Source organism: Streptomyces sp. NBC_00996, from assembly GCF_045162675.1.
Classification (GTDB): domain Bacteria; phylum Actinomycetota; class Actinomycetes; order Streptomycetales; family Streptomycetaceae; genus Streptomyces.
This window is the reverse complement of sequence record NZ_CP108723.1, coordinates 9443291-9466482: the sequence shown is the minus strand read 5'-3', so window position 1 is coordinate 9466482 and position 23192 is coordinate 9443291. Positions and strand designations below refer to the sequence as shown.

The following is a 23192-nucleotide window of genomic DNA, read 5'->3' as shown; positions in this document are numbered from 1 at the left end:
CACGCGAGCCGTCAGCGCCGGCCAATGTCGCGCTCGCTGCGGGCCGCTCCGCCTTCTGCGGCTCCGGCTGCGGCAGTTCGGCCGCTGAGGCAGTGCGCTCGTGCGGAGTGGAGGTCTGGTTCTGGGTGTTGCGGCGACTGCTTGAGCGACCAGTAGTGCGAGTGCGCGGGCCATCAGGGTTGCTCCGAGAACGAGTCTCACGATTTTCCCTTCGCGAAGAGGCAACGCGGCATTGGCGATCGTTCGTGCCACGGACGCCCGTAACGCCAGGGGCAAGGTCCGGCACATGCACGGCATGTTCATGCGTTGACCGAAAGCGGTTGCCTCTTCGGCTGAACACTCGCACGTTGCGGGAGTCACTGCGGCCGCGTGTCCTTCCTCACCTCCATGCCCGATCCGTACCTGCGCCTCCCGGGGCATCCTGGCATAGCTGCACGGCCTGGTGGTTCGGGGTTTGGTGGACAGCTTCCGTCGTCGGACGCGTGGTGCCTGCCGCGCTACTCGGCGAGGAAGTTTTCGAGGTGGGAGAGGAAGGTCGGCCAGGCGGGGTCGGAGGCGGTGAACAGGTGGTTGCGGCTTTCGAGCAGGATCAGCCGGCTGTCGGGGATCAGTGTGGCCAGTTCGAGGGCCTGGGCGACGGGGACCCGCGCGTCGTCGCGGGAATGGACGATCAGTGTCGGGCAGGTCACCCGGTGGGCGATGCCGGAGACGTCGATGCGGGTGAACTCCTCAATGAAGCGGAGGCCGTTGGCGGGTGACGTCGTCTGGCGTTGGTAGGCGGCGAACGCGTCCCATTCCGCGGGTGTGGCGTCGGCGAGGAACTGGGAGGCGAAGTAGCGCAGGAAGCTGCTGTCATGGGAGCGCCATCCGGCGCGGGCGATGTTCAGGTCGACCTCGGCGGCATCGCGCTCGGTGTCGTTGCCGGCACGGATCAGCTGTCCCCGGGCATAGGCCGCGGTGAGGATCAGACGGCTGACCCGTTCGGGACGACTGGCGGCGTAGGCGACGGCCACCGCGCCGCCCTGTGACACCCCGAGCAGGGGGAAGCGATCGAGGCCGGCGGCGTCGGCCACGGCGTCGAGGTCATGGATCAGGTCGTCAAGGGTGAAGCTGTTCATCGTCCACTCCGAGAGGCCGCAGCCACGTTCGTCGTAGCGGATGAGCTGCCGGCCGCGCGTGAGGCCGTCGAACCAGTGCGCCCACATCGGGGTGGTCCGGTCGAGGTCGAGGTGGGTCAGCCAGTTGGCGGTCTTCACCAGCGGCGGGCCTTCGCCGGTGAGCGCATAGGCGATGCGGGTTCCGTCGGCAGACCGGCAGAAGCGGATGACCTCGCGGTCCGCCTCCGCCGCTGCGGCAACGGCGGGGTTGGTGGGAGGGGTGGGCGAGGCGGTGGAGGCCACGGTCGCATGCGCGACGAACCGATAGCCGTCCGAGTGCACGGTGCGGATGAACTCCTGCCGTGTCTCGCTGTCACCGACCGCGAGACGGGCGGTGCGCAGCCAGGCGGCGAGCACGGCCTCACTGACCGTGTCTCCGCGCCCCATCCTGTCGCGCAACTCGTCCTCGGGCACGACACGGTCGCGGTGCTCCAGCAGGTGGCACAGCAGCTCCAGAGCCCGGGGCTCGACGTCGACATCCTGTCCGTCGCGGCTGAGCCGACGGCGGTCCGCGTCCAACGCGTACTGCCCGAACCGGAAAACCACGACGCCCACACGGTTACTCTACAACCTCCCTACATCCTCAGGGAGTTGCATGCTCACTCATGCGTCCCAGGCGCCGCGTCCACGAGTACGGCCGCCCCTCAGGAGCGCGACGGCTCCGCATCCCGCAACTGCCGTCGCAGGATCTTGCCTGAAGCCGCCTTCGGGACCACGTCGATGAACTCGACCCGGCGGATCTTCTTGTACGGAGCGACCTGGCCCTCGACGTGGGCCATCACCTCGTCGGCGGTGATCGACGCCCCGGGCGCGGGCACCACAAACGCCTTGGGGACCTCGTTGCCCTCCTCGTCGTAAACGCCGATCACCGCCGCGTCGGCGATGCCGGGATGGCCCACCAGGATCGCCTCCAGTTCGGCCGGCGCCACCTGGTAGCCCTTGTACTTGATGAGTTCCTTGAGCCGGTCGACGATGAACCAGTTCCCGTCCTCGTCGACCCGGCCGATGTCACCGGTGCGCAGCCAGCCGTCGGCGTCGATGGTCGCGTCGGTGTCCTGCGGGCGGCCGAAGTAGCCCTTCATCACCTGCGGTCCTTTGATCCACACCTCGCCCGGCTCGCCCGCCGCCACGTCCAGCCCGGTGACCGGGTCGACCAGCCGCGCCTGCGTCGACGGCAGCAGGTGCCCCACGCACGCGACGGGCTCGTCCCGGTTGCCGTCGGCATGGAGGTGCGAGACGGGGGACAGCTCCGTCATGCCGTACCCCTGCCCGACCTCCACGCCCAACCGGCCGGCCACCGCCGCCTGTACCCCGGCGTCCAACGGTGCCGCTGCGCAGATGATCCGCCGCAGGTGTGACAGGTCCACGGTCCCGACCGCGGGCTGCTTGGCCAGCGCCAGCATCACCGGCGGGGCGACGTACGCGTGGGTGATCCGGTCGCGCTCCAGGCCGGCCAGGAACGCGTCGAAATCGAACCGCGCGTGCACGTACACCGTCGCACCGCGCAGCAGCGCGCCGTTGACCAGCGCGGTCAGCCCGAAGATGTGGAAGAACGGCAGGATCGCGATGATCCGGTCGCCCTCGTCGATCCGATGCAGGGCGGCCATCTGATCGAGGTTGATGCACAGGTTGCGGTGGGTCAGCATCACGCCCTTGGGTACGCCCGTCGTACCGCTCGAATACGGCAGTACGGCGACGTCCACGGCCGGATCGAGCTCGAACGCCGGCACCTCGCCGTCATGGAGCAGCCCCAGCACCGGACGATGGCCGTCGGCGCCGTCACAGACCAGGATCTCGATGTCCCGGCCGGTCAGCCGCCTGACCACCCCGACCGCGGCCCGCGCGGTCTCGATCAACGCCGACACGCTCACCATCAGCCGCGCCTCGGAGTCGATCAACTGCTTGGCGATCTCGGCCGGCGAAGCCAGCGGTGACAGCGTGGTCACCGTCCCGCCCGCGGCGGTCGTGGCGTACAGGACCACGGGGAACAAAACCGTGTTCGGCGAATGCAGCGCGACCACATCACCCTTGCCGATGCCCTCAGCGGCAAGGCCCGCCGCGAGCCCTCGGACCAGCGCGGCCAACTCGCCGTAGGTGAGCGTCCGTCCGCTGGACACGTCCACCAAGGCCGGCCTCGTTCCGCGCCGCGCGGCATCGCGGAGCACCCATTCATGGAGGGGACGATCGACGACGGCGACGTCCGGGTACTTGCTCTTGTAGATCACAGGATCTCCGTCTCTCGGATGGCTGAATTGACCGACACGGCTCGATAGTCGAGCCCGCCACCTCGCCGTCGCTTGGTGGAACTCTGAGCCTTCTCTGAGGACGAGCTGAGGCTTGTACCTCGACTCACACGCAATCGTGCTTCTGCAACGGCAAGTGCGTCTGCGCCCAGCGCGACAGGCAACCCTCGGCCGGGTCTTTCCGCCCGTCGACATCACGGTGTGCGGAGGCAGCGCTCAACACGTGCGCCACAGACCACCTGACGCCCCATCAAATTGGGCGCAACAAGGGTCAGTTCAGCGCCAAGACATCGCCCGAAACACCCACACCGCGCACACCCAAAACCACAGGTCCCGAGCCCTTCGCCATCGACTCAAGGATGGCGACACCCCTCCACCTGATGCCCTGCACCAGCGACCCGCCCGGCGTCAGTCGGCCCGGATTGCGGTACGCGCAGGGCGTCTTGGGGACGTACGGCTTGTGGTCCTGGCGGGGCGGGCAGTCCAGGAACGGCAGGGACAGGCCCAGTTGCTCGGCCGCGCTCAACGAGCCGCGCGGAATGCCGGAGAGTACCCGTACGTCGTCCTGCGCGTCGTGGGCCTTCTCCTGGCGCACCCCATACTGCTCGGCGAGAGTGCCCAGTTTGAGATCGGGCGTCGCGGGCCCGACCAGGCGGTTGAGGGCCAGCGTGCACAGCCGCCTGCTGACCGGCACCCAGGAACGGACGTGGGCGAACTCGTGGGCCAGGAAGTCGTAGTCGAACTGCGCGTTGTGGGCGACCAGGACACGGCTGCTGAGCAGCACCCCCCCACCTGCGGCGCGATCTCCTCGAAGGTGGGGGCGCCTGCGAGACGGGCGGAGGTGAGGCCGTGGATGTGCACCGGGCCGGGGTCGCAGCCCGGGGTGAGGAGGGTCGAGAACTCCCCGGTCCGGTTGCCGTGTGCGTCCAACGCGAGGATCGCAAGGGACAGAACGGTTCCGGCCGGGTCTCAACCCGGAAGTCTCCACGTCCACCAGCGCCCAGTCGTGGAAGTAGTCGGGAAGAGTGGGCCACTTCGGGCTCGACGACAGCAGGGCCATACGAGCTTTCCCTCCCCCGGGTGCGACCCATAGCACACCCTCTCCACAGCGGTGATCAACCGGTGGAGAATTTTCGCATGCCCCGGGCGTCGTTTGTGGTGGATCTGTGACGGAGAGCCGGCCTGCAGACACCGATCGGGAACGCCAGCACCAGCACCCCCACAACGCACACGCATCAAACTGCAGGTCGAGATCCCTTCGACCGGTTGGAGTCATTTCTGGCCCTGTTCGCCGGGGCACATTCACATGATCATCGCAATACGTGATCACTTGACGGTTGCGGCGCACTCAGCCAAAGCTCTGCGGGCGAACCCTGACCAAGCACCTTGCGGCTTTCCGGGTTGCGGACCTGTGTGGTCCGTACGGGCAGCCGGCATGCGAGGGCGGCGCGCCGTTCGTCACGCGCAGGCTAGGCACCGCCGGTGATCAGGTGCATGCGGACGCCGCCGACGACTTTGGCCGGGCGCCGGCCGTCCAGGGTGTCGCGGGTGACCGGCCCACTTCCGACGGCAAGGTCGCGCAGCACGCCGAGGCGGGCCGGTCGGCGGCGGAGCCAGCACAGCAGGCTGGTGCCCGGCTGCCGCAGGAGGGCGGGAACAGACCAGTAGTCGATGGCCTGATCCGGCGGGTCAGCCCATTGCCGGGCCGTCGCCCGACTCGCCCAGGTTCTCCGCGAGCTGGAAGAGCGCCGGCAGCGCGTCGACGAGGGCCGCGCGTGCGTCGTCGTCGAGGGCGGCGAGGGCCGCGTCCATGCGGCGCTCGTGGGCGCCGGTCCAGGCGGTGAGCTGCTCGCGGCCGGCGTCGGTGAGGGTGACGACGGAGGCGCGGCGGTCGGCGGGGTCGACCTCACGGACCACGAGCCCCGCGGTGATCATCTGGCCGATCAGCCCGCTGACGGTGCTGGGGGCCAGGCGCTGGCGGGTGGCCAGTTCACTGACCCGGGCTGGCGAGTGCTCGCCGAGCACCTGCAGCAGCTCGACCTGCGCCATGGGCAGCGTCTCCCACGGGTAGTCGGTACGGATCGAGGCCCTCAGCGCGCGACGCAGCCTGGTCACGGCCTCGGTCAGCAGCCGGGCGTCCGGCGCCTCAGCGGCGGACCGGGACAGTGGGAGCTCGGAGCGGGGCTGCGCGGACATGCGGCAAGGATAGCCGGGACAGCCGTGTACACCTGTTCGTCCTGGGCGGCACCTGACCACCAATTACTTCGGTGCCCGATGTAATGTCGTACGAGTCCTCCCCGGCCCGTCGGCCGGGCCTTGCACGTGCAGAACGGTCGAGCTCATGAACCTGGCGTACCTGCCCAGCCCCTCCCAGGGCGTGTGGCACCTCGGGCCGATCCCGATTCGCGCCTACGCGCTGTGCATCCTGGCCGGCATCTTCACCGCCGTCTGGCTGACCGGCCGCCGCTGGGAGGCGCGGGCCGGTCGCCGGGAGGACATCGCGGACATCGCGATCTGGGCGGTTCCCTTCGGCATCCTCGGCGGCCGTCTGTATCACGTGGTCACCGACCCCGAGCTGTACTTCGCCGCCGGCAGGCAGCCCCTGCACGCGCTGTACATCTGGGACGGCGGTCTGGGCATCCCCGGCGCGGTGGCCCTGGGCGCGGTCGGCGCCTGGCTGGGCTGTCGCCGCCGGGGCATCCGGCTCGCCGACTTCGCGGATGCCGTCGCGCCGGGGCTGGTGCTGGCCCAGGCGATCGGACGGTGGGGCAACTACTTCAATCAGGAGCTGTACGGCCGGCCCACCCACCTGCCCTGGGCGCTGTACATCGACCCGGCCAACCGCCCCGCCGACAGCCCCAGCGTCGCCCTGTACCACCCGACCTTCCTGTACGAGTCCCTGTGGGACCTCGGAGTCATGGCGCTGCTGCTGTGGCTGGACGCCCGGCACCACCGACGCCTGCGCCGCGGACGGCTGTTCGCCTGCTACGTCCTCGCCTACACCACCGGCCGGGCCTGGATCGAGGCGCTGCGCATCGACCACGCCAACCACTTCCTCGGCCTGCGTCTGAACGACTACGTCTCCCTCCTGCTGTTCACCGGGGCGTTGGCGTATCTGGTCCTCACCCGCCGCCCCCGCCCGGATGACGATGCACGGTATCCGGGTTCGGACGGTGAAGCGCTGGTGTCTGTGCCGACCCAGGCGTCCGGCGAGAGGCTGTCGTGACGGGAGTCCCGGAAGCGGAGGAGGTACGGGGCGCGCCGGATCGGCCGAGTCCGGGCCGGCGCGTCGCTCCCCTGCTGCCCGCCCGGTTGCGCCCAGTCGAGCGGCCGCCTCTGTGGGTGGAGGTGACCTTCAGTGCGCTGCTGTACTGGGCCTACACCGTCACCCGAAACGCCGTCCCGGCCCACCGCTCCGCCGCCCTGCACCGCGCACACGAGATCCTGGCCGCGGAACGGGCACTGCACCTGGACATCGAACTCACGGTCAACCACGCGACCGACCGGGTCGGCTGGCTGATCGTGGGGATGAACTACTACTACGCCACCCTGCACTTCATCGTCACCATCGGCGTACTGGTGTGGCTGTACCTCCAGCACCCTGGCAGCTACCGCTCCGTGCGTACGGGTCTCTACACCGCCACCCTGCTCGCCCTGACCGGCTTCGCGTTCTGCGCAACGGCCCCGCCCCGCTTCCTGACCGGGCAGGGGTTCATCGACACGGTGGTCGTCCACCACACCTGGGGCTCCTGGGCCTCCGGCGACGTGGCATCGCTGTCCAACCAGTACGCAGCCATGCCCTCGGTGCACATCGTGTGGTCCGCCTGGTCCGGCCTGACCCTGGCCTTCCTGGCCCGCCGCACCTGGGTGCGGGTACTGGGCCTCTGCTACCCCTTCGCGACCTTCACCGTCATCCTCGCCACCGCCAACCACTTCGTCACCGACGCCGTCGCCGGAGCCACCGCCCTCGCGCTCGGTTTCCTGATCCAACGGCTGCTCACCGGCCGCCTGGCCTACCCGCCGCTACGGCGGAACGCCCTCACCGCCAGCCAGCCCTGACGCAGCGCCACCACCGCCCACGCCCCCGCCACAGCGGCCGGCCGGCGCGCCTGCAGCACCACCGCCCCGGTCGTGGTCACGGCCATAGCCACGACATCCGCACCGGCCATCAACGCGTCCGGCACCCACGCGGCCACCTGCCGGCTCACCGCGTACGCACCCGTCCGGCAACCGGTCGACGCGGTCCCGGGACCGCCGAGACAACTGCGACTGCCGACGCCCCGACCAGGACCAGCGCCGCCCAGCGAGCGCCGGCCGAGGCCCCGCCGCCGGCGAGGTGCAGCGCGAGTGTGACGAGCGCGACGCCCAGGGCCGTACCCAGACCCCGGGCCATGTTGACCAGGCCGCCGCTCGTACCGGACGAACGCGCGGGGATCGCCCCCATGATCAGCGTGTTGTTGGCCGGCGTGAACGTACCCAACCCGACCCCGGTCAACAACAGCAACGGCACCAGCCCGGACACGGTCAGCGGCACCACCAGCAGCCCGGTCACCGCCACGGTGAAGAGAACGGCGCCCAGCAGACAGCGGCCCCGGTCCGTCAGCGAGCGCGGCAGCAGACGGTCGCCGCCGGTCGCGGCCAGCGCGAACCCGGCAGGCAGCGCCGTCAGCACCAGACCCGCGGTCAACTCCGACGCTCCTCGCGCGGTCAGGACCACCGGCACCAGCACCAGTGGCCCGAACAGCACCAGGTATCCGCTGAGCGCCCCGACCAGCCCGAACGCCACGGCCCGCATCCGCAGCAACGCCAGTTCCAGCAGCGGCGCCGGTACAGGCCCCTGCCGGGCAACGGACGTCCAACCCGCCACCGCCGCCACGGCGAACAGCAGCCCGACGCCCCACCCGGGTACCGCCGGCCCGGAAGCCGCCGACACCCCGAGCAACGCCCCGGTGGTTGCCACCACCAACAACCCCAGTCCGGCCCAGTCGAACCCCGCCACCCGCGTCCGAGCCTGTGTACGCGGCAGCAGGTAGTGCCCGGCCACCAGAGCGACCAGACCGATGGGCACGTTGACGCCGAACACCCACCGCCGGCCGAGCGTGGAGACCAGGGCGTCGCCCACCGTCGGGCCCAGGGCCAGTCCCAGGGCCTGCGCGGCGGCCTGCACACCCAGCGCAGTGCGGCATCCGCTCCCGCGGCGCGCTCGTGGTCACCAGCGCCACGCTGTCGGCCTGCATCAGCGCCGCCCCCCGCAGCCTGCACCACCCGGAACACCACCAGTGCGGTCAGCGACGGAGCCAGACCGCAGGCGGCGGACGCCAGCGTGAACACCGCGAACCCGTACAGGTACAGCAGCTTGCGGCCGTACGCGTCCGCCAGCCGCCCGGCCGGAACCAACAGAGCAACCAGGGTGAGCAGATACGCCGGCGACACCCACTCCACCGCTACCGGCGAGGCATGGAACTCGGTGCGCAGGCTGCCGTAGGTGAGCGTCACGATGCTCGCGTCCAACTGCCCCATGAACGCCCCGAAGCACACCGTGCCCACCGCCGGCCACCAGGCATTCGGCCGTGACCGTATCCCTTCCGGGCGGGCCCGCTCCGCGGTGAACACGGCGGACCAGCGCCTGCCCGCAAGATATATCGGTAACCGAAAGGTTCTGCTACCGTTCCATCTCGGGTGCCGTGGCAGCACCACCCGCTCCGCCCGGATGACGGAGTCGAGGAATGTCCATGGCGCTGCCTCGGACCTCCCCAGGAAGACAAAACAGGCCCTGACGTCAGGGAGAGCCGTGTCGATTGAACTGGACGAAGAGACCGCCATCCGACGCATCGCCGAACGACTCAAGACCTCCTACAGCGACCGCCACACGCCCGACGAGATCGACGCCGCGGTCACCGAAGCCCGCGAATCCTTCAACGACACGCCGATCCGCACCCATGTGCCCGTACTCGTCGAGCGCAAGGCCCGCCGCACCCTGGGCGGGCACGCCGACTGAGGGAGACGACAGACGTGCGGGACCCGGCGGAGCCCGCCTCTCAGATGCGTGGCGACCTCAATCGGCGCGCCGCGGCTCAACCCTTAGGCCGCCGAAGATGGCTATGCCTCCCGCTTCAAATGACCGGTCTGCTCAAGCGCCTGGTGATCGGCCGGGCCATGCGAAGCGAAGAACTGCACGAGACGCTGCTGCCCAAACGCCTCGCCCTGCCCATCTTCGCCTGCGACCCGCTGTCCTCGGTGGCGTACGCGACTCAGGAGATCCTGCTCGTCCTCTCCCTCGGCGGGCTGGCCTATCTGCACTTCACGCCGTGGATCGCGGGCACGGTCGTACTGCTGTTGACCGTGGTGGTGCTCTCCTACCGCCAGGTGGTCAGCGCCTACCCGAGCGGCGGCGGCTCCTACGAGGTCGTCTCCACCAACCTCGGCCCGTCGTCCGGCCTCGTGGTCGCCGCCTCGCTGCTGGTCGACTACGTCACCGTGCCCCCGCTCAAGGCACGGCTGGTCGCGGTGACGCTCGCCGGCCAGGCGGGCGCAGGACCCCGAGTACGGCGAGCGGGAGCACACCAAGCACCACGACGGCCGCAGGCTCGGCGGCGAGCGTCGAGCGTGTCCCGGCGTACTGCCGGTTGAACGCCTGGTTGTTGGAGGTGACCAACCTCCCTGATTTCGACAGGAGTTGATGCTGCAGCAGGTCGGTTGCCCTGCGGTAGTCGGCGAGGGCAGCCGTCTTGCCGCCGGTGCGGTTGTCGTTCACCAGGGCGCGTCCGATCAGTTCCTGGTACTCGGCGAAGTCGTCGGTGAGGGACTCGATGGTGTGCTCGTCGCCCCGGTCGCCCTCGGCCGCGACTGCGAGGGTGCGCAGGAGGTGGCCGATGTCGCGGCGCCCGTCCCTGTAGAAACCCACTGCCTTCTCGTACGGCGTAGTCATCCGTCCTTTGCCCCCGTTGCCGCTGGACAGCAGGATGCTGGCGGCTTGCCCGGCAGTGGAAGGAGAGAGTGACCGAGGCCCTGGCCCAGGACATGCACCGGTTGCGCGAGGAGGTTCTGGCCGCAATCGCCAACTGATCCTCCGGACGCTCACTCAGAACTGGTGGGCCGGCCAGTCCAGCAGCCGGGCTCCGATGACCGCGGTCTGCAGCGTGTAGCGGTGCACCGGGTCGGCCGGGTCGGCGCCGGTGAGCTGGTGGATACGTTCCAGGCGGTAGGTCATCGCGCGTACGCTCAGCGACAGGCGCCGGGCCGCCTCCGCCGCGACACAGCCCGAGTCGAAGTACACCGTGAGCGTGTCGATGAGCGGTTCGGCACCGCCACGGGCCCGCTGCAGCGGACCGAGGGCGCTGAGGACCAGGTCTGCCATGGCCTGCCGGTCACGAGTGAGGACGGGGTAGACCAGCAGGTCGGCGGCGCGCAGGACGGGGGCATCGAGTTCCAGGCGTTCGGCCAGGTCGAGGGCGCTCAGGGCCTCCTCGTAGGACTGCACGACACCGCCCGGGCCGGGCTGCGGGCGGCCGATGGCGACCTGGCCGCCTCCGGTGGCGGCGTATGCCTGCTTGGCGAAGAAGGCGAGGACTTCGTCCTGGTCGCCGGGGGCGATGCAGACGAGCCGGCCGTCCTTGGTGGTGAGCAGGATGCTGCGGTCGCCGAACCGTCCGTTCATCGCCCGCTCCACCTCACGCGGCACGGCATCGCCTTCGTCGTACGCGGCCGTCCCGCGCGCGACCGCGACGGCGTGCTCGTAGGACAGCCGCAGGCCGAACCGTTCGGCGCGCTGGGCGAGCAGGCCCAGGTCGCTGCGTCCGTAGAGCAGGTCGTCGATGAACTCCCGGCGGGCGGCCTCCTCCTGGCGCACGGCCTGACGCTGGGCCCGCTCATAGCCTTCGGCGAAGGCGTCGACAGCCTGCTGCGCGGCGGCGAGCACGCCGTCGACGGAAGCGGCGTCCGTGCCTGGCCAGTTCGTCCGCGTCGCGGCGAAGTGCGCGCCGACCAGAGCGCGCAGGCCGTAACCCGCTTCTGCGGCCCGCTCGCCCAGGGCCCGGCGGGAGTCCAGTTCGCCGCGGGTCAGTCGGCGGCCGGTCGCGGAGGCGTCCGCCAGGATCCGGGCATACCCTGCCAGGTATTCCTCGGGTATCTCCTGCTCCGCCATGCCGCCCCCGTGCCCTTGATGATGCTGTGACGCCTTTCTAGCGCACACTCGTGGTGGGCATGCCGATGGGGTGGGATGTGCTGCCGGAGTCCGGCAAAAACAGGGCCGGCCGAGTGCACACCAAGAGCCTGCCGATGTCACGTAAAGAACGTGTAGGGTTCCTGATGGTGTGCCGGGAAGCCTGGTCGGCGTCTTGCTACAAGACTCTTCGCTGATCGGGGATTCCGGCCATGGTGCTCATCGTCGTATTCGGAGTGGCACTGCTCGTCGCGGTGCTGCTGTCGGGTCTCGCGGCCCGTACGGTGCTGTCGACCTCCTTCCCGTTCCTCGTCGGCGGCGCTCTCGTCAGCGACGGGTTTCTCGGCCTGATCCACATCACTCCGGACAGCGAGATCGTCTCCGTGACGGCCGATCTCGCCTTGTTCGCCGTGCTGTTCACCGACGGTATGCACGTCTCCTTGCCGAAGCTGCGCGCCAACTGGCGCAACCCGGCCCGTGCACTGGGTCTGGGCATGCCGCTCGCCTTCGTCGGCATGGCGCTGATCACGCACTACCTGGTGGGCCTGGACTGGACGACGTCCTTCCTGGTGGGTGCGGTGCTCGCGCCCACCGACCCGGTGTTCGCCTCGGCGATCGTGGGCCGCAAGGAAGTTCCGGCGAAGGCGACCCGATCCGCCGGGCGGATCGGGTCGCCGGCGCGTGCCTGATGGAACGACGTATCGGAGGACTGTGAACGACTGGCACAGCTGGGCGGCGATCGTCGTGTTCGTCGGCGCGTACGCCCTGATCATCAGCGAGAAGATCCACCGTGTCGCCGTGGCCCTCGGCGGCGCGGGGCTGATGCTGGCGATCGGGGCGACCGACGACGTCTCGGCGTTCTACTCCGAGGACTCCGGCATCGACTGGAACGTCATCTTCCTGCTGATGGGCATGATGATGATCGTCGGCGTGCTGAAGAAGACCGGCATGTTCGAGTACCTGGCGATCTGGTCGGTGAAGCGGGCGCGGGCGAAACCCTTCCGGGTGATGGCGATGCTGGTCGTCATCACGGCGGTCGCCTCCGCGCTGCTCGACAACGTGACGACGGTGCTGCTGATCGCCCCGGTGACACTGCTGGTCTGCGAGCGCCTCGCCCTGCCCGCCGCACCCTTCCTGATCGCCGAGGTGTTCGCCTCCAACGTCGGCGGCACCGCGACCCTGGTCGGCGATCCGCCGAACATCATCATCGCCAGCCGGGCCGATCTGACCTTCAACGACTTCCTCGTCCACCTCGCCCCACTGTCCGCCGTGCTGGTGGTCGTCCTCCTGCTGCTGTGCCGGGTGATGTTCCGCGAGTCGTTCGTCTACGACGAGGAGCGCGCCGCCGAGATCATGGCGCTGGAGGAGGGCGAGGCCATCAAGGACCCGCGCCTGCTGATCCAGGGTCTGATCGTGCTCGCCCTGGTGGTGGCCGGCTTCGTCCTGCACCCGGTGCTGCACTACGAGCCCAGCATCGTCGCCCTGCTCGGCGCGGGGCTGCTCATCGCCGTCTCCACGGCCGACACGAGCGAGGTGCTGGCCGAGGTGGAGTGGCCCACGCTCGCCTTCTTCGCCGGCCTGTTCATCATGATCGGCGGGCTCATCGACACCGGCGTCGTCAGCGAGGTCTCCCAGCACTTGGCGGACCTGATCGGCGGCAACGAACTGGGCGGCTCCATGACGCTGCTGGCCGGTTCGGCGGTCCTGTCCGGCATCGTCGACAACATCCCGTACGTCGCCACCATGGCCCCCATCACCGCCGACCTGGTCCACAACATGGGCGGCGCCAGTGACCACGTCATGTGGTGGGCGCTGGCGCTGGGAGCCGACCTGGGCGGCAACGCCACGGCCATCGGCGCCTCCGCGAATGTCGTCGTCCTGGGCATCGCCGAACGAGGCCGACAGCCCATCACCTTCTGGCAGTTCACCAAGTACGGCCTGATCGTCACCGCCGTGACCGTGGCCATCTCCCTCGGCTATGTCTGGCTGCGCTACTTCGCCCTGGCGTGACGCATGATCCCGGGCCGGGACCGGCATCAAAGAAGCGTAAAGACTGCCGGAACACGGCAATGAACGACCCCTCATGCGCGTGGGAGCATCCGGCAGGACGGCGAGAGCAGCGCCGGACACGACCGGCGTCAACGGGGAGGTGGGTGCGGTGGCCTTGTTTCTCGGTCTCGGCATCGCGGGGGTCGTCCTCCTCGCGCTCTCGCTCGTCTTCGACGAGGTGCTGGAAGGGCTCTTCGACGGACTCGGGGTCCTGGACGGACTCTTCGACGGGCTGCTGTCGCTGCCGGTCATCGCCGGGTTCGTCTCCATGCTGGGCTTCGGCGGCGCTATCACACTGGGCACAACCGGGTTCGGCGCCGGCCCGGCAGCTGTCGTGGGCGCGGGGGCGGGCATCGGAGCGGGCTGGCTGACCTGGAAGTTCAACCGGACCCTGATGCGTGACCAGACCTCGCTCGCTCCGCGAGCCGACGATCTCGTCGGCAGTTCCGGCGCCGTGGTCACCGCGATCCCTGCCGACGGCTACGGCGAGGTGCTGGTGCGCCTCACGGGCCAGCCGGTCAAACTCGCGGCCAAGAGCGGAACACCGGTGGCGCGCGGGGCCGAGATCTGGGTGAAGACGGACGAGGCCGCGGCCCGCGCCGCAGCCGCCGGCCCGCTGGCCGAGGCCGCCCGCCGCCAGGACGTCCTGTCCGAGCAGGAGAAGGTCGCCGAGCGCCAGGCCGCGCTGACCGACCGCGAGCTGGACACCAAGGTCCGCAAGCCCGCCGACGCCGCCCGCTACCAGGCCGAGCAGGAGGCCGAGGCCCGCCGGATCGCCCTGGTCAAGCAGGCCGAGGCGGACGCCCAGCGCTCCCGGCTCACCGGTGAGGGCGAGAAAGCGCACCGCGCCGCGCTCGCCGACGCCGTCCGGATCGAGGGCGAGGCCGAGGCCGCCGCGATCGCCGCGAAGGGCTCGGCCGAGGCGGAGGCCATGCAGAAGAAGGCGGACGCGTTCGCCCGGTACGGCGACGCGGCCAAGATGCAGATGCTCGTCGAGGCGCTGCCGCAGGTGGTCGCCAAGGCGTCCGAGCCGCTCAGCGCCATCGACAAGATGACGGTGATCTCCACGGACGGCGCCTCCCAGCTGTCGCGCACGGTGGCCGACAACGTCGCCCAGGGCATGGAGCTCCTCAGCTCCACCACCGGAGTCGACCTCGCCCAGCTACTGAAGAGCATCACCCAGCGGGCAACCGTTGCCCAGCCCACGGCCACGGCGCCCGCCGAGTCCAACGGGAAGATCGCCATCGCCGGGTAGAAACCACCCGTAGGATCACCGGAGTCCGGCCAGGAGCAAGACGGCCGGACCCCGATCGGTGCTCACCGCGGAGGCACAACGGTGCCAAGCAACCGGGAGATCCACGCAACGAGCGAGCAACCGACAGCGCCGTAGGTGTCGAGCACGCTGAGACGTATGTTTCCGTCAATGCCCTGGCCTTTGTCTCTGCGGCGTACGACGCTGTGATCAGGAACGTTTCGAACAGTGAGGAGTCGGCCGTGCGCGCACGTGACCTGGCGGTCGAGTACGAGTCGGTGAGCGTCACCAGTGACGCGATGGAGGCCGCCCGGCTGATGGCCGAGCACAAGCTCCCCGGGCTGCTCGTCCTCGACGAGCGCGGTGAGCCGAAGGCCATCCTTCCGGCCTCCCAGATGATCAAGGTCCTGGTCCCCGCCTACGTGGTCGAGGACCCGACACTGGCCGCCGTGGTCGACGAGAAGCACGCCGACCGGCTGTGCCAGGCACTGTCCGGCCGCACCGTCGGCGACTGCCTGTCCAGCAAGGCCACCCCGCCACCCATCGCCGACCCCGACGACACCGCACTGGAAGTCGCCGCCCTCATGGCCCAGGTCCGCAGCCCCCTGGTCGCGGTGGCGGAGAAAGCCAAGGACGGCACCCACCTGCTCGGAGTGATCACCGCCTCACACCTGCTCCACGAACTCCTCGGCGCTGCAGGGTCATTGACGACGCGCTGACTGCGACGGTCATTGCCGTCCGCTACGCCTCAGGCGACCCGGCGTCGCCACGGCAGGTGGCCGGCAGGTGGCCGATCCCGTCGCGGTGGCTGAGAAGGGCCGACGCGACTCCCGGCACGTGCCTGCAGCAAGCTGTCTCTCGGGGTTTCCCGCCCCGGCAGACGGTCTCGGTGTTCCCACCAGCCATTCCTAGGAGTGGGCAGTGCTTTTGACCAGACAGCCGCCGAACAGGAGCGGTGGGCCCCGCCTGATATCCGCGGGATAGGCGCCGCTCGCCTCCTGGCCCGCGGTGGGCCGCTAGTGCCGCACTGGCACGACATCACCGCATTTGCGCCGACCCGCGAACCATCCGCAGTCTGTGCACAGGCTGCGGCGAACAGCTTGTGCGTCAGCCGTGGGCCGGCGGGAGTGTGCGTACGCCACGTTGGCAATGTGTGGCGGGTGACGCACCCACGTCCGGACACCGTTCCGCTACCGTGCGGGACGGTTGGTCGCACGCGTGTGGTGACGACGGCTGCGGATCTCCCTGAGCGGCAGGAGGACGACTGCGAGGTTCAGGGGGAAGGCGATGGCGTTGGCCACTTCCGGGATGTCGACGGCGCGCAGCAGGCTTGCTCCGGCGGCGATGAGGAAGAGTGCGAGCGGCAAGAACCTCCGCCCTGTGGGGCACCATGGCCCTGCCGTAGTCGCCCGCCGCGAGGGAGGCACCGCTGCTCGCAGCCGGAACGGCGCCTGTCGGGAAGACCGCAGTGGCGTCCGAAGGCGCGTCGAGCTGCCCCCAGGCCGCCACATCGCCGGTACCCATGGCCTGAGGGGCCTTGGTACCGGTGAGCGGTACGCCGTACACAACCGAGGTCTGGGCCGTACCTCCGTCGAGTTCACTCGCGAAGCCGGCCTTGAGCGTCGGGCGGGATGCCTTAGCAGCATGCCGTCGCCTGATACGGGATCGGTGCCGACCTTGCCGTAGCCGAACGTCCAGGCCAGCTGGCCCGGCGGCGTGAACTGGGTGACCCGGCCCGCGGAGTCGTACCCGTAGGTCGTCTTCAGCTCCGGGGAGACCCTGGGGTCCCAGGTCTCGCGCAGGCGTCCGGCGTCGTCGTGGGCGTACTTCGGCGTCTGGTGCGGGCTGTGGTTCCGGGGGGTGCTGTGAACGGCTTCACTGTGCGGCTCCTGGGGAAAGGAGGGAGGGGGACCGGGGCCCGTCCGGCCCCGGGGCTGGGTGGGAGGCGGCCGGTCAGTGGCCGTCTCGGTGTGCGTGCGCCGCCGCGAGGAGGAGGTAGCTGCTGGCGGTCCAGGTGTAGGCGCGGTCGCGCAGGCCCGTTCCGGTGAGGGCGTCGAAGTTCTCCGCGAAACCGTGGGTCTCGCACAGGGCGCGGAAGCGGGCGCTGACGTCGTCGGCCAGCCGGTGGTGGCCGGCGCGGCGCAGGCCGTCCTCGACGAGGACGGTGGCGGGGGCCCAGATCGGGCCGCGCCAGTAGCCGTCGGCGAGGTAGTGCGGCGAGGTGGTCAGTTCGGTGGCCAGGCCGTACGGGGTGAGGTGGGCCTTGATGTGGTCGGCCAGCGCGCTGCTGATCTCGCCGGGCAGGTGCTCGCCCAGCGCGATGGGCATCAGGTCGAGGAGGCTGGCGCTGCTCCAGGTGTCCCCGCCGACGACTCCCCGGGCGACGAACCGCTCTCCGGTCCAGAGCTGGTCCAGCAGCGCGCTCTGTGTCTCCTCGGCTGCGGCCGTCCAGCGGCGCGCCGCGTCCTCCTTGCCCAACTCCTCGGCCAGCTCGGCGAGTTCGCGCAGCTGGAGCACGAGGAATGCGGCCAGGTCGGCGGTGACGACCATGCGCTCGGGGTCGAAGGTGGTGGCGTTGTCCCAGCCGCTGTCGTTGCCGTGCTGGTAGTAGGCCAGTTCGGCGCCGGGCGCCCGTCGCGCGGTGAGCCAGAAGGCGGTCCATCGCTCCAACCGGGCGTACGCCTGGGCCAGTTGGTCCTGGCCGGGAGGTGTCGGCAGGAGGCGGCGCAGCTGACCGAAGGCCCAGCCGTGGATCGGCGGCTTGACGAAGTTGTACAGGACCTCGGAGTGGGTGACCGAGTCGGGCAGGGCACCGCCGGCGTCCTGGTGGTCGAAGGGCAGGGCGAACTGGTCCAGGGCGAGTTCGGGGCAACCAGATGCCAGGGCAAGGGCGTTGAAGCAGTGGTCCCAGCTCCAGACCTTGTCCATCCAGTGCTTGGACATCAGCACGGCGGGCCGGGTGACCAGGCCCGCCGGCCGTACGGTCGCCGACCAGACGACGTAGGCGGCGAGTTCGGCGGCCGGTGTGGCGGACGAACGCCAGGGGGCCACCGCGTCGACGAAGTCCGCGAACGCACGCCGCGCGGACTCCACGATGTCGTCGAAGGTCCCCGAGGACACGTACGGCGGGCGCGCGGTGTCGAGTTCATCGACCGCGATCTCCCAGGCCCCGTCCGCGTCCGCGGTCACGGCGACACCACGGTCGGCGCTGCCCAGGGCCTGCGCCCCGGCCACCTCGGCGAGGGTGCCGGACAGCACGGTGACGCGGTAGCGGCGTCCGGTCTCGTACGACGTGAAGACGTGCCCGTCCGCCGCCGGGTCGTGGAAGAAGTACGTTCCGCTGAACGGGGTCAGGGCCTGCGCGGCGGCGAAGACGCCGATGCCCAGGCCGCTGCCCCGCAGGCGTACGGCGTCCGGCGACTCGTAGGCGAGGTCGATGCGCCCGCTCTCGCCGATCCAGCTGAGCAGGCCCGGTGCCGCCTCGACGCGGGTCTCGGCGCGGTCGCCCTCCTCCACCGTGGTGTTCAGGGGGACCAGGCGCAGGACGCCGTGCATGCCGTTCTGGTGCGACACGAGGTGGAGGTCCTCGGCGTACGTCTTCTCCGCCACCACGGGCGAGATGTCGAACCAGGATCCGTAGGTGCTGAACGGGATGTCGTGGACGGAGAAGGCCGGGCCGGACGGGGCGGCGGTCATGGTGGCGTGACTCGTTTCTGGAGCAGGGGGCAGCAGCCGACTGACAACTGGCCAGTCATGGTGAGGGGGTTGGGGGGATCAGTCCTTGACGGCGCCGGCGGTCACGCCGGCGGCGACGTAGCGCTGGGCCAGGACGAGGATCACCGCGGCCGGCAGCGAGGCCACGACGGCGGTGGCCATGATGGCGTTCCACTGCTGGTTGTTATTGCCGATGTAGTGGTAGATGCCGAGGGTGATCGGCTCATGGGTGCCGCCGTTGACCAGGGTGCTGGCGAAGACGAAGTCGGACCAGGACCACAGGAAGGCGAACAGGGACACCGTGACGACGGCGTTGCGGCTCATCGGCAGTACGACGGACCAGAAGGTGCGCAGGGCCTTCGCTCCGTCCATCTGCGCGGCCTGGAGCAGCTCGCCGGGGATGCCGGACATGAACGCCGTGAAGATCAGCACCGCGAACGGGACGGCCAGGGTCGAGTCGGCGACGATCAGGCCGGGAACGGACTGGAGCAGCCCGAGTTGCAGGTAGATGGCGTAGAAGCCCATCGCCATGATGATGCCGGGGATCATCTGCGCGGCCAGCAGGACGAAGCTCAGGATGCCGCCGCCGCGCGGGCGCAGCTTGGCCAGGGCGTAGCCGGCGGGGGCGGACAGGAGCACGGTCAGCAGGACGGTGCCCAGGCCGATGACCAGGCTGGTGCCGAGGTAGGGCAGCTGCACGTCGAGGACGGTGCGGTAGCCGGCCAGGGTACCGTGCAGCGGCAGCAGGTCCGGTGGGCTCTTGCGCATGTCCTGGTCGCGGGTGAGGGAGACGTTGATCATCCAGTAGACCGGGAAGAGCATGATCCCGGTCAGCACGACGCCGATCGTGGTCTTTCCCCACGTACGCCTGCGTATGCGGCTCATGACAGCGCCTGCTTTCTCTGTACGCGGACGTAGACCAGGCCGAAGACCAGGGCGGCGACCACGAGCAGGTTGCCGACAGCCGCGCCCGGGCCGAAGGCCGGCAGGAGGTTGCCGAAGCCGAGCTGGTAGGACCAGGTGGCGAAGGTGGTGGACGAGTCCGCCGGGCCGCCCTTGGTCATGATCCAGATGATGTCGAAGACCTTGAGCGTGTAGACCAGCCCCAGCAGCAGGGTGATCGCGGACACCGGGCGCAGCAGCGGGAAGGTGATGCTCCAGAACCTGCCCCAGGCCCCCGCCCCGTCCAGCGCGGCGGCCTCGTACAGTCCGGCCGGGATGGACTGCAGACCGCTGTAGAGCACGACCAGGTTGAACGGAACGCCGATCCAGATGTTCGCGATGATCACCGAGGCCAGCGACCAGGACGGCGAGGTCAGCCAGTTCACGGAGTCGACGCCGACGGCGTGCAGGGTGGCGTTGACGATGCCGGAGTCGCTGTTGAGCATCCACGACCAGGTGGACGCCGACACGATCAGCGGCAGCAGCCACGGTACGAGGAACAGGGCGCGGAGGGTGGCCGACAGCCGGAAGTTCTGGTTGAAGAAGACCGCGAGGGCGAGCCCGATGGCGTACTGAAAGACCAGGCACACGGCGGTGAAGAGCGCGGTGTGGAGCAGGGCAGGGGCGAAGGTCGGGTCGTCGAAGACGGTGCGGTAGTTCGCGAGGCCCGTGAACGGGGCGTCGCCCTGGACGAAGGAGCGCACGGTGTAGTCGCGCAGGCTCAGGTCGAGGTTGCGGTAGAGCGGATAGGCGTAGAAGAGGGCGAGATAGACGGTCACCGGGGCGAGGAATCCCCAGGCGGCCCACTGGGTGGAGGTGGGCCGACGGCGCTTCCTGCTGCGGGCCCGGGACGGGGCGGCGGCGTGCGACGCCGCCCCGCCCCGGATGCGCTCGGACCGGTGGTCCGGCAGCTTTGTGGTGTGATTCATCAACGACCCTTGTGGTCGGGTTACTTGGCGGCGGACTGGGCCTCGGACAGCGCGTCCTTGGGCGACTTGGACCCGCTGAGGGCGGACTGGACGGCCTTCCACATCTGCTCGGAGATCTTGGGGTACTTGGTGCCCATGTCGTCACTGGTGCGGCCCTTGGCGGCCTTGACCGCGTCGACCCACGGCTTCAGGGCGGCGTTCGCGGCCACCTGCTTGCCCTGGACCTCGCTGGTGGGGGCCACGTAGGACAGGGTGGTGTCGGTGTCGTAGAGGTTGTCGCCGCTGGTCAGGCAGGTCACCAGCTTCTGGGAGGTGGCGTAGCGGGCGGAGTCCTTCTGGACCGGGATGGTGACGAACTCGCCGCCGGTCGGGGCGGCGGCGTTGCCGCCCGTGGCCGCGGGGATGGGCAGGACGCCGTAGTCGAAGCCGGCCTTCTTGGCGTTGGCGAGCTGCCAGGTGCCGTTCTCGCTGAACGCGTAGTCACCGCTGGCGAACTCCTGCCAGCTGGTGGTCTGGGTGTTGTTGAGCACCGAGTTGGGAGCGTAGCCGTTCTTCAGCCAGTCCTTCCACAGGGTCAGCGCGGACACGGCCCGGGCGGAGTCCAGTTCGGTCAGCTTGGCGCCCGCGCCCCAGAACCAGGGCAGGAACTGGAAGCTGCCCTCCTCCGTGCCGATCGCCGAGAACGTGATGCCCTTCTTGCCTGCTTTCTTGACCTTCGCCAGGGCCGCCGTCAGCGAGTTCCAGTCCTTGACCGAGGCGATGTCGACGCCGGCCGCCTTCAGGACCTTCTTGTTGTAGTAGAGGGCGAGGGTGTTGGCGCCGATCGGCGTGCCGTAGGTCTTGCCGCCCGACTGGCCGGCCGCGAGCAGGTTGGGGTCGACCTTCGAGGTGTCGAGCTTGTTGTCGGCGGTCGTGGTGAGCACCCCCGCCTCGGCGAGGGTCGACACCACCGGGTTGTCGACGATGAGGACGTCAGGGGAGTTGCCCTGCTGGGCCGCCAGCAGCGTCTTGTTGCCCAGGTCGCTGGTGTCGAAGGCGGTCCGCTTGACCTTCACCCCGGCCTTGGTACCGCACTGGTCCAGCAGCTTCGCCCAGGCCGAGGTCTTGTCGAACTGCGGGTACGGGTCCCAGATGGTGTACGTCCCGCTGCCGGCGCCCTTGGTGTCGGCGCTGCCAGAGCCGGAGGAGCAGGCGGTGGCGGTGACGGCCACGGCGAGGGCGGTCACGGCTGCGGCGGTCAGACGGCGCTGTCTGGAGATGCTGTTCATCGCGAGGGTTCCTTTGTTCTGGGCATGCGGGTGCCGAGGCACGGGGTGGTGAGGACAGGCGGGCACGGCGAACGGCACTGTCGGGCGGTTCGGGCGTCCGTGAGGTGAAGCGGATCGAGGAAGAGAACTACGCGGGTGCGGTCAGGGCGCGGTACCGGTTCCGGCGGGCCCGGTGCTGGCCCTCAGGGAGATCGGCGGTGCGAGGAGGTGGTGCCGGGGCGGCGCGTCAGGGTGGTCGAGCCGCTCCACCAGCAGGTCGACGGCGCGCCGGCCCATTTCCTCCGCCGGTACGTCGGCGGCGGTGAGCTGCGGGGTCACCGTCTCCGCCCAACGGCCGGCGACGACCCCGGTGACGGAGAAGTCGCGCGGCACATGGCGTCCGGCCTGGGCGAGCCCCCGGTACAGGCCGCCCAGTGCGGCCTCGTTCAGCGTGACCAGGCCGGTGGTGGCCGGGTCGTCGTGCAGGATCTGCTCCAGGCAGGCCTGGCCGGAGGCGGCGTCGTCCCCGCAGCAGTACGTCCCCACGGTCAGCCCGCGCTCGGCCGCGGCCTTGGTGAAGCCGTCCAGGCCGCGGTGCGCGGACTCGTATCCGGCCCGCAGCAGCAGCTCGGGCCGGTTGACGAAGGCGATCCGGCGATGGCCGAGATCCGCCAGGTGATGGACGCACGCCGCCGCCAGCGCGGTGTGGTCCAGGCCCACCCACCAGCCGCCCTCCGGATGGGCGGTACGGCCGATGGCGACGGACGGGAAGCCGAGCTCGGCCAGGTGGTCGACACGGTCGTCCTCCAGCCTGATCTCCATCAGGATCGCGCCGTCGACCCGCCGCTCCCCCAGCAGCCGCTGAAACGAACGGTCGCTGTCCACACCGCTCGGCGACAGCAGCACGTCGTAGTCGTAGGCCGCGGCGGCCTCCACCACACTGCCGATGAAGTCCAGCTGCATGCCGGTGTAGTGGTTGCCGGCCGGCGGGAAGACCAGGCCGATCGTGCTGGTCCGGCCGTTGGCCAGGGCGCGGGCGCTGGCGTTCGGGCGGTAGCCGAGCTCGTCGATGACCTGCTGGATCTTCCGGCGGGTGTCGTCCGAGACCGGGCGCTTGCCGCTCAGGGCGTAGGAGACGGTGCTCCGCGAGACACCGGCCCGGCGGGCGATCTCTCCGATGTTCACGGGTGGCTCCTTGCTCGAACCGGTTCGAGTTCTCGGTGGAGAGAGTACTCATCGGCTCATGAGGGTGTGGAGTGGAACGCAACGCGGATCCGATCGTCGAACCGGTTCGCGTGAAGTGAAGGTAGGAATAGGCGCAAGGTCTGTCAACACCCCCGACGAGACTTTTCGTATCCGGCAGAAGGTCCGGATCTCTTGGGGTCGGGGGGATTGATGGCCAGGATTTCCGATGCTAGCTTCCCCGAACCGGTTCGATGAAGTGATCCTTCCGACGACCGTAGGGCGGTTCCACACCTTCCTTGGAACCGCAGAGCCG

17 protein-coding genes and 5 pseudogenes are annotated in these 23192 nt (G+C 69.7%); 9 read left to right on the top strand and 13 right to left on the bottom strand.

Going from position 1 to position 23192, the window contains the following annotated elements:
• Window positions 1-497: 497 nt before the first annotated feature.
• The 4 genes and pseudogenes from OG390_RS43775 to OG390_RS43760 form a co-directional block, all read right to left on the bottom strand.
• On the bottom strand, window positions 498-1712 hold the full coding sequence (locus tag OG390_RS43775) for an alpha/beta fold hydrolase (protein WP_406175774.1): 1215 nt from the start codon (window positions 1710-1712) through the stop codon (window positions 498-500).
• An 89-nt stretch (window positions 1713-1801) separates the two neighbouring features.
• Window positions 1802-3382 carry an AMP-binding protein gene (locus tag OG390_RS43770; protein ID WP_406175772.1) on the bottom strand — a complete coding sequence of 527 codons (1581 nt, stop codon included), beginning with the start codon at window positions 3380-3382 and terminating at the stop codon, window positions 1802-1804.
• A gap of 394 nt (window positions 3383-3776) precedes the next feature.
• A pseudogene (locus OG390_RS43765) lies at window positions 3777-4460 on the bottom strand (exonuclease domain-containing protein); the annotation flags it as partial.
• A gap of 629 nt (window positions 4461-5089) precedes the next feature.
• Window positions 5090-5596 carry a MarR family winged helix-turn-helix transcriptional regulator gene (locus tag OG390_RS43760; RefSeq protein ID WP_406175770.1) on the bottom strand — a complete coding sequence of 169 codons (507 nt, stop codon included), beginning with the start codon at window positions 5594-5596 and terminating at the stop codon, window positions 5090-5092.
• 145 nt (window positions 5597-5741) lie between these two features.
• Here OG390_RS43760 and lgt point away from each other — a divergent pair, with 145 nt between their 5' ends.
• Together lgt and OG390_RS43750 are read left to right on the top strand one after the other, a co-directional pair.
• Entirely contained in the window at window positions 5742-6626 is an 885-nt protein-coding gene (lgt, locus tag OG390_RS43755; RefSeq protein ID WP_406175768.1) for a prolipoprotein diacylglyceryl transferase, read from the top strand.
• A 122-nt stretch (window positions 6627-6748) separates the two neighbouring features.
• A complete protein-coding gene (locus tag OG390_RS43750; protein ID WP_406175766.1) occupies window positions 6749-7459 on the top strand; it encodes a phosphatase PAP2 family protein in 711 nt (236 codons plus the stop codon).
• A 145-nt stretch (window positions 7460-7604) separates the two neighbouring features.
• Here the strand turns inward: OG390_RS43750 and OG390_RS43745 are convergent.
• Window positions 7605-9013: pseudogene (locus OG390_RS43745) on the bottom strand (MFS transporter).
• 178 nt (window positions 9014-9191) lie between these two features.
• On the opposite strand from OG390_RS43745, the gene OG390_RS43740 reads away from it, so the two are divergent.
• The 3 genes and pseudogenes from OG390_RS43740 to OG390_RS43730 all read left to right on the top strand — a co-directional run bounded on the left by OG390_RS43740 (window position 9192) and on the right by OG390_RS43730 (window position 10400).
• Window positions 9192-9398: a three-helix bundle dimerization domain-containing protein gene (locus OG390_RS43740; RefSeq protein ID WP_406175764.1), complete on the top strand. Its 207-nt coding sequence runs from the start codon at window positions 9192-9194 to the stop codon at window positions 9396-9398.
• Between the two features lie 119 nt (window positions 9399-9517).
• A pseudogene (locus tag OG390_RS43735) lies at window positions 9518-9874 on the top strand (DNA-binding protein); the annotation flags it as partial.
• Window positions 9875-10079: 205 nt separating this feature from the next.
• On the top strand, window positions 10080-10400 hold the full coding sequence (locus tag OG390_RS43730) for a hypothetical protein (RefSeq protein WP_406175762.1): 321 nt from the start codon (window positions 10080-10082) through the stop codon (window positions 10398-10400).
• A gap of 81 nt (window positions 10401-10481) precedes the next feature.
• Here OG390_RS43730 and OG390_RS43725 read toward each other — a convergent pair whose 3' ends face one another.
• On the bottom strand, window positions 10482-11543 hold the full coding sequence (locus tag OG390_RS43725; protein ID WP_406175761.1) for a PucR family transcriptional regulator: 1062 nt from the start codon (window positions 11541-11543) through the stop codon (window positions 10482-10484).
• A gap of 230 nt (window positions 11544-11773) precedes the next feature.
• Here OG390_RS43725 and OG390_RS43720 point away from each other — a divergent pair.
• The 4 genes and pseudogenes from OG390_RS43720 to OG390_RS43705 form a co-directional block, all read left to right on the top strand.
• A pseudogene (locus OG390_RS43720) lies at window positions 11774-12205 on the top strand (cation:proton antiporter); the annotation flags it as partial.
• A gap of 67 nt (window positions 12206-12272) precedes the next feature.
• The gene (locus OG390_RS43715) at window positions 12273-13571 is read left to right on the top strand and encodes an SLC13 family permease (RefSeq protein WP_406175759.1); all 1299 of its coding nucleotides are present in this window, start codon (window positions 12273-12275) and stop codon (window positions 13569-13571) included.
• A 148-nt stretch (window positions 13572-13719) separates the two neighbouring features.
• Window positions 13720-14865, top strand: coding sequence for a flotillin domain-containing protein (locus OG390_RS43710; RefSeq protein WP_406175758.1), 1146 nt, complete (start codon window positions 13720-13722; stop codon window positions 14863-14865).
• A 239-nt stretch (window positions 14866-15104) separates the two neighbouring features.
• Complete coding sequence (locus tag OG390_RS43705; protein WP_406175757.1) at window positions 15105-15581, top strand: CBS domain-containing protein; 477 nt, start codon at window positions 15105-15107, stop codon at window positions 15579-15581.
• Between the two features lie 471 nt (window positions 15582-16052).
• Here OG390_RS43705 and OG390_RS43700 read toward each other — a convergent pair whose 3' ends face one another.
• From OG390_RS43700 to OG390_RS43670, 7 genes and pseudogenes are all read right to left on the bottom strand, one after another.
• A complete protein-coding gene (locus OG390_RS43700) occupies window positions 16053-16229 on the bottom strand; it encodes a hypothetical protein (RefSeq protein WP_406175756.1) in 177 nt (58 codons plus the stop codon).
• Between the two features lie 19 nt (window positions 16230-16248).
• A pseudogene (locus tag OG390_RS43695) lies at window positions 16249-16688 on the bottom strand (RHS repeat domain-containing protein); the annotation flags it as partial.
• 127 nt (window positions 16689-16815) lie between these two features.
• The gene (locus OG390_RS43690; protein ID WP_406175754.1) at window positions 16816-18558 is read right to left on the bottom strand and encodes an amylo-alpha-1,6-glucosidase; all 1743 of its coding nucleotides are present in this window, start codon (window positions 18556-18558) and stop codon (window positions 16816-16818) included.
• 78 nt (window positions 18559-18636) lie between these two features.
• A complete protein-coding gene (locus tag OG390_RS43685; RefSeq protein WP_406175753.1) occupies window positions 18637-19461 on the bottom strand; it encodes a carbohydrate ABC transporter permease in 825 nt (274 codons plus the stop codon).
• Window positions 19458-20447 carry a carbohydrate ABC transporter permease gene (locus tag OG390_RS43680; RefSeq protein ID WP_406175751.1) on the bottom strand — a complete coding sequence of 330 codons (990 nt, stop codon included), beginning with the start codon at window positions 20445-20447 and terminating at the stop codon, window positions 19458-19460. The genes OG390_RS43685 and OG390_RS43680 overlap by 4 nt, the downstream gene beginning before the upstream one ends.
• Window positions 20448-20467: 20 nt before the next feature.
• Window positions 20468-21715, bottom strand: a complete 1248-nt coding sequence (locus OG390_RS43675; RefSeq protein ID WP_406175749.1) for an extracellular solute-binding protein — start codon at window positions 21713-21715, stop codon at window positions 20468-20470.
• Between the two features lie 141 nt (window positions 21716-21856).
• Window positions 21857-22879: a LacI family DNA-binding transcriptional regulator gene (locus OG390_RS43670; protein ID WP_406175747.1), complete on the bottom strand. Its 1023-nt coding sequence runs from the start codon at window positions 22877-22879 to the stop codon at window positions 21857-21859.
• Between the last annotated feature and the right edge of the window lie 313 nt (window positions 22880-23192).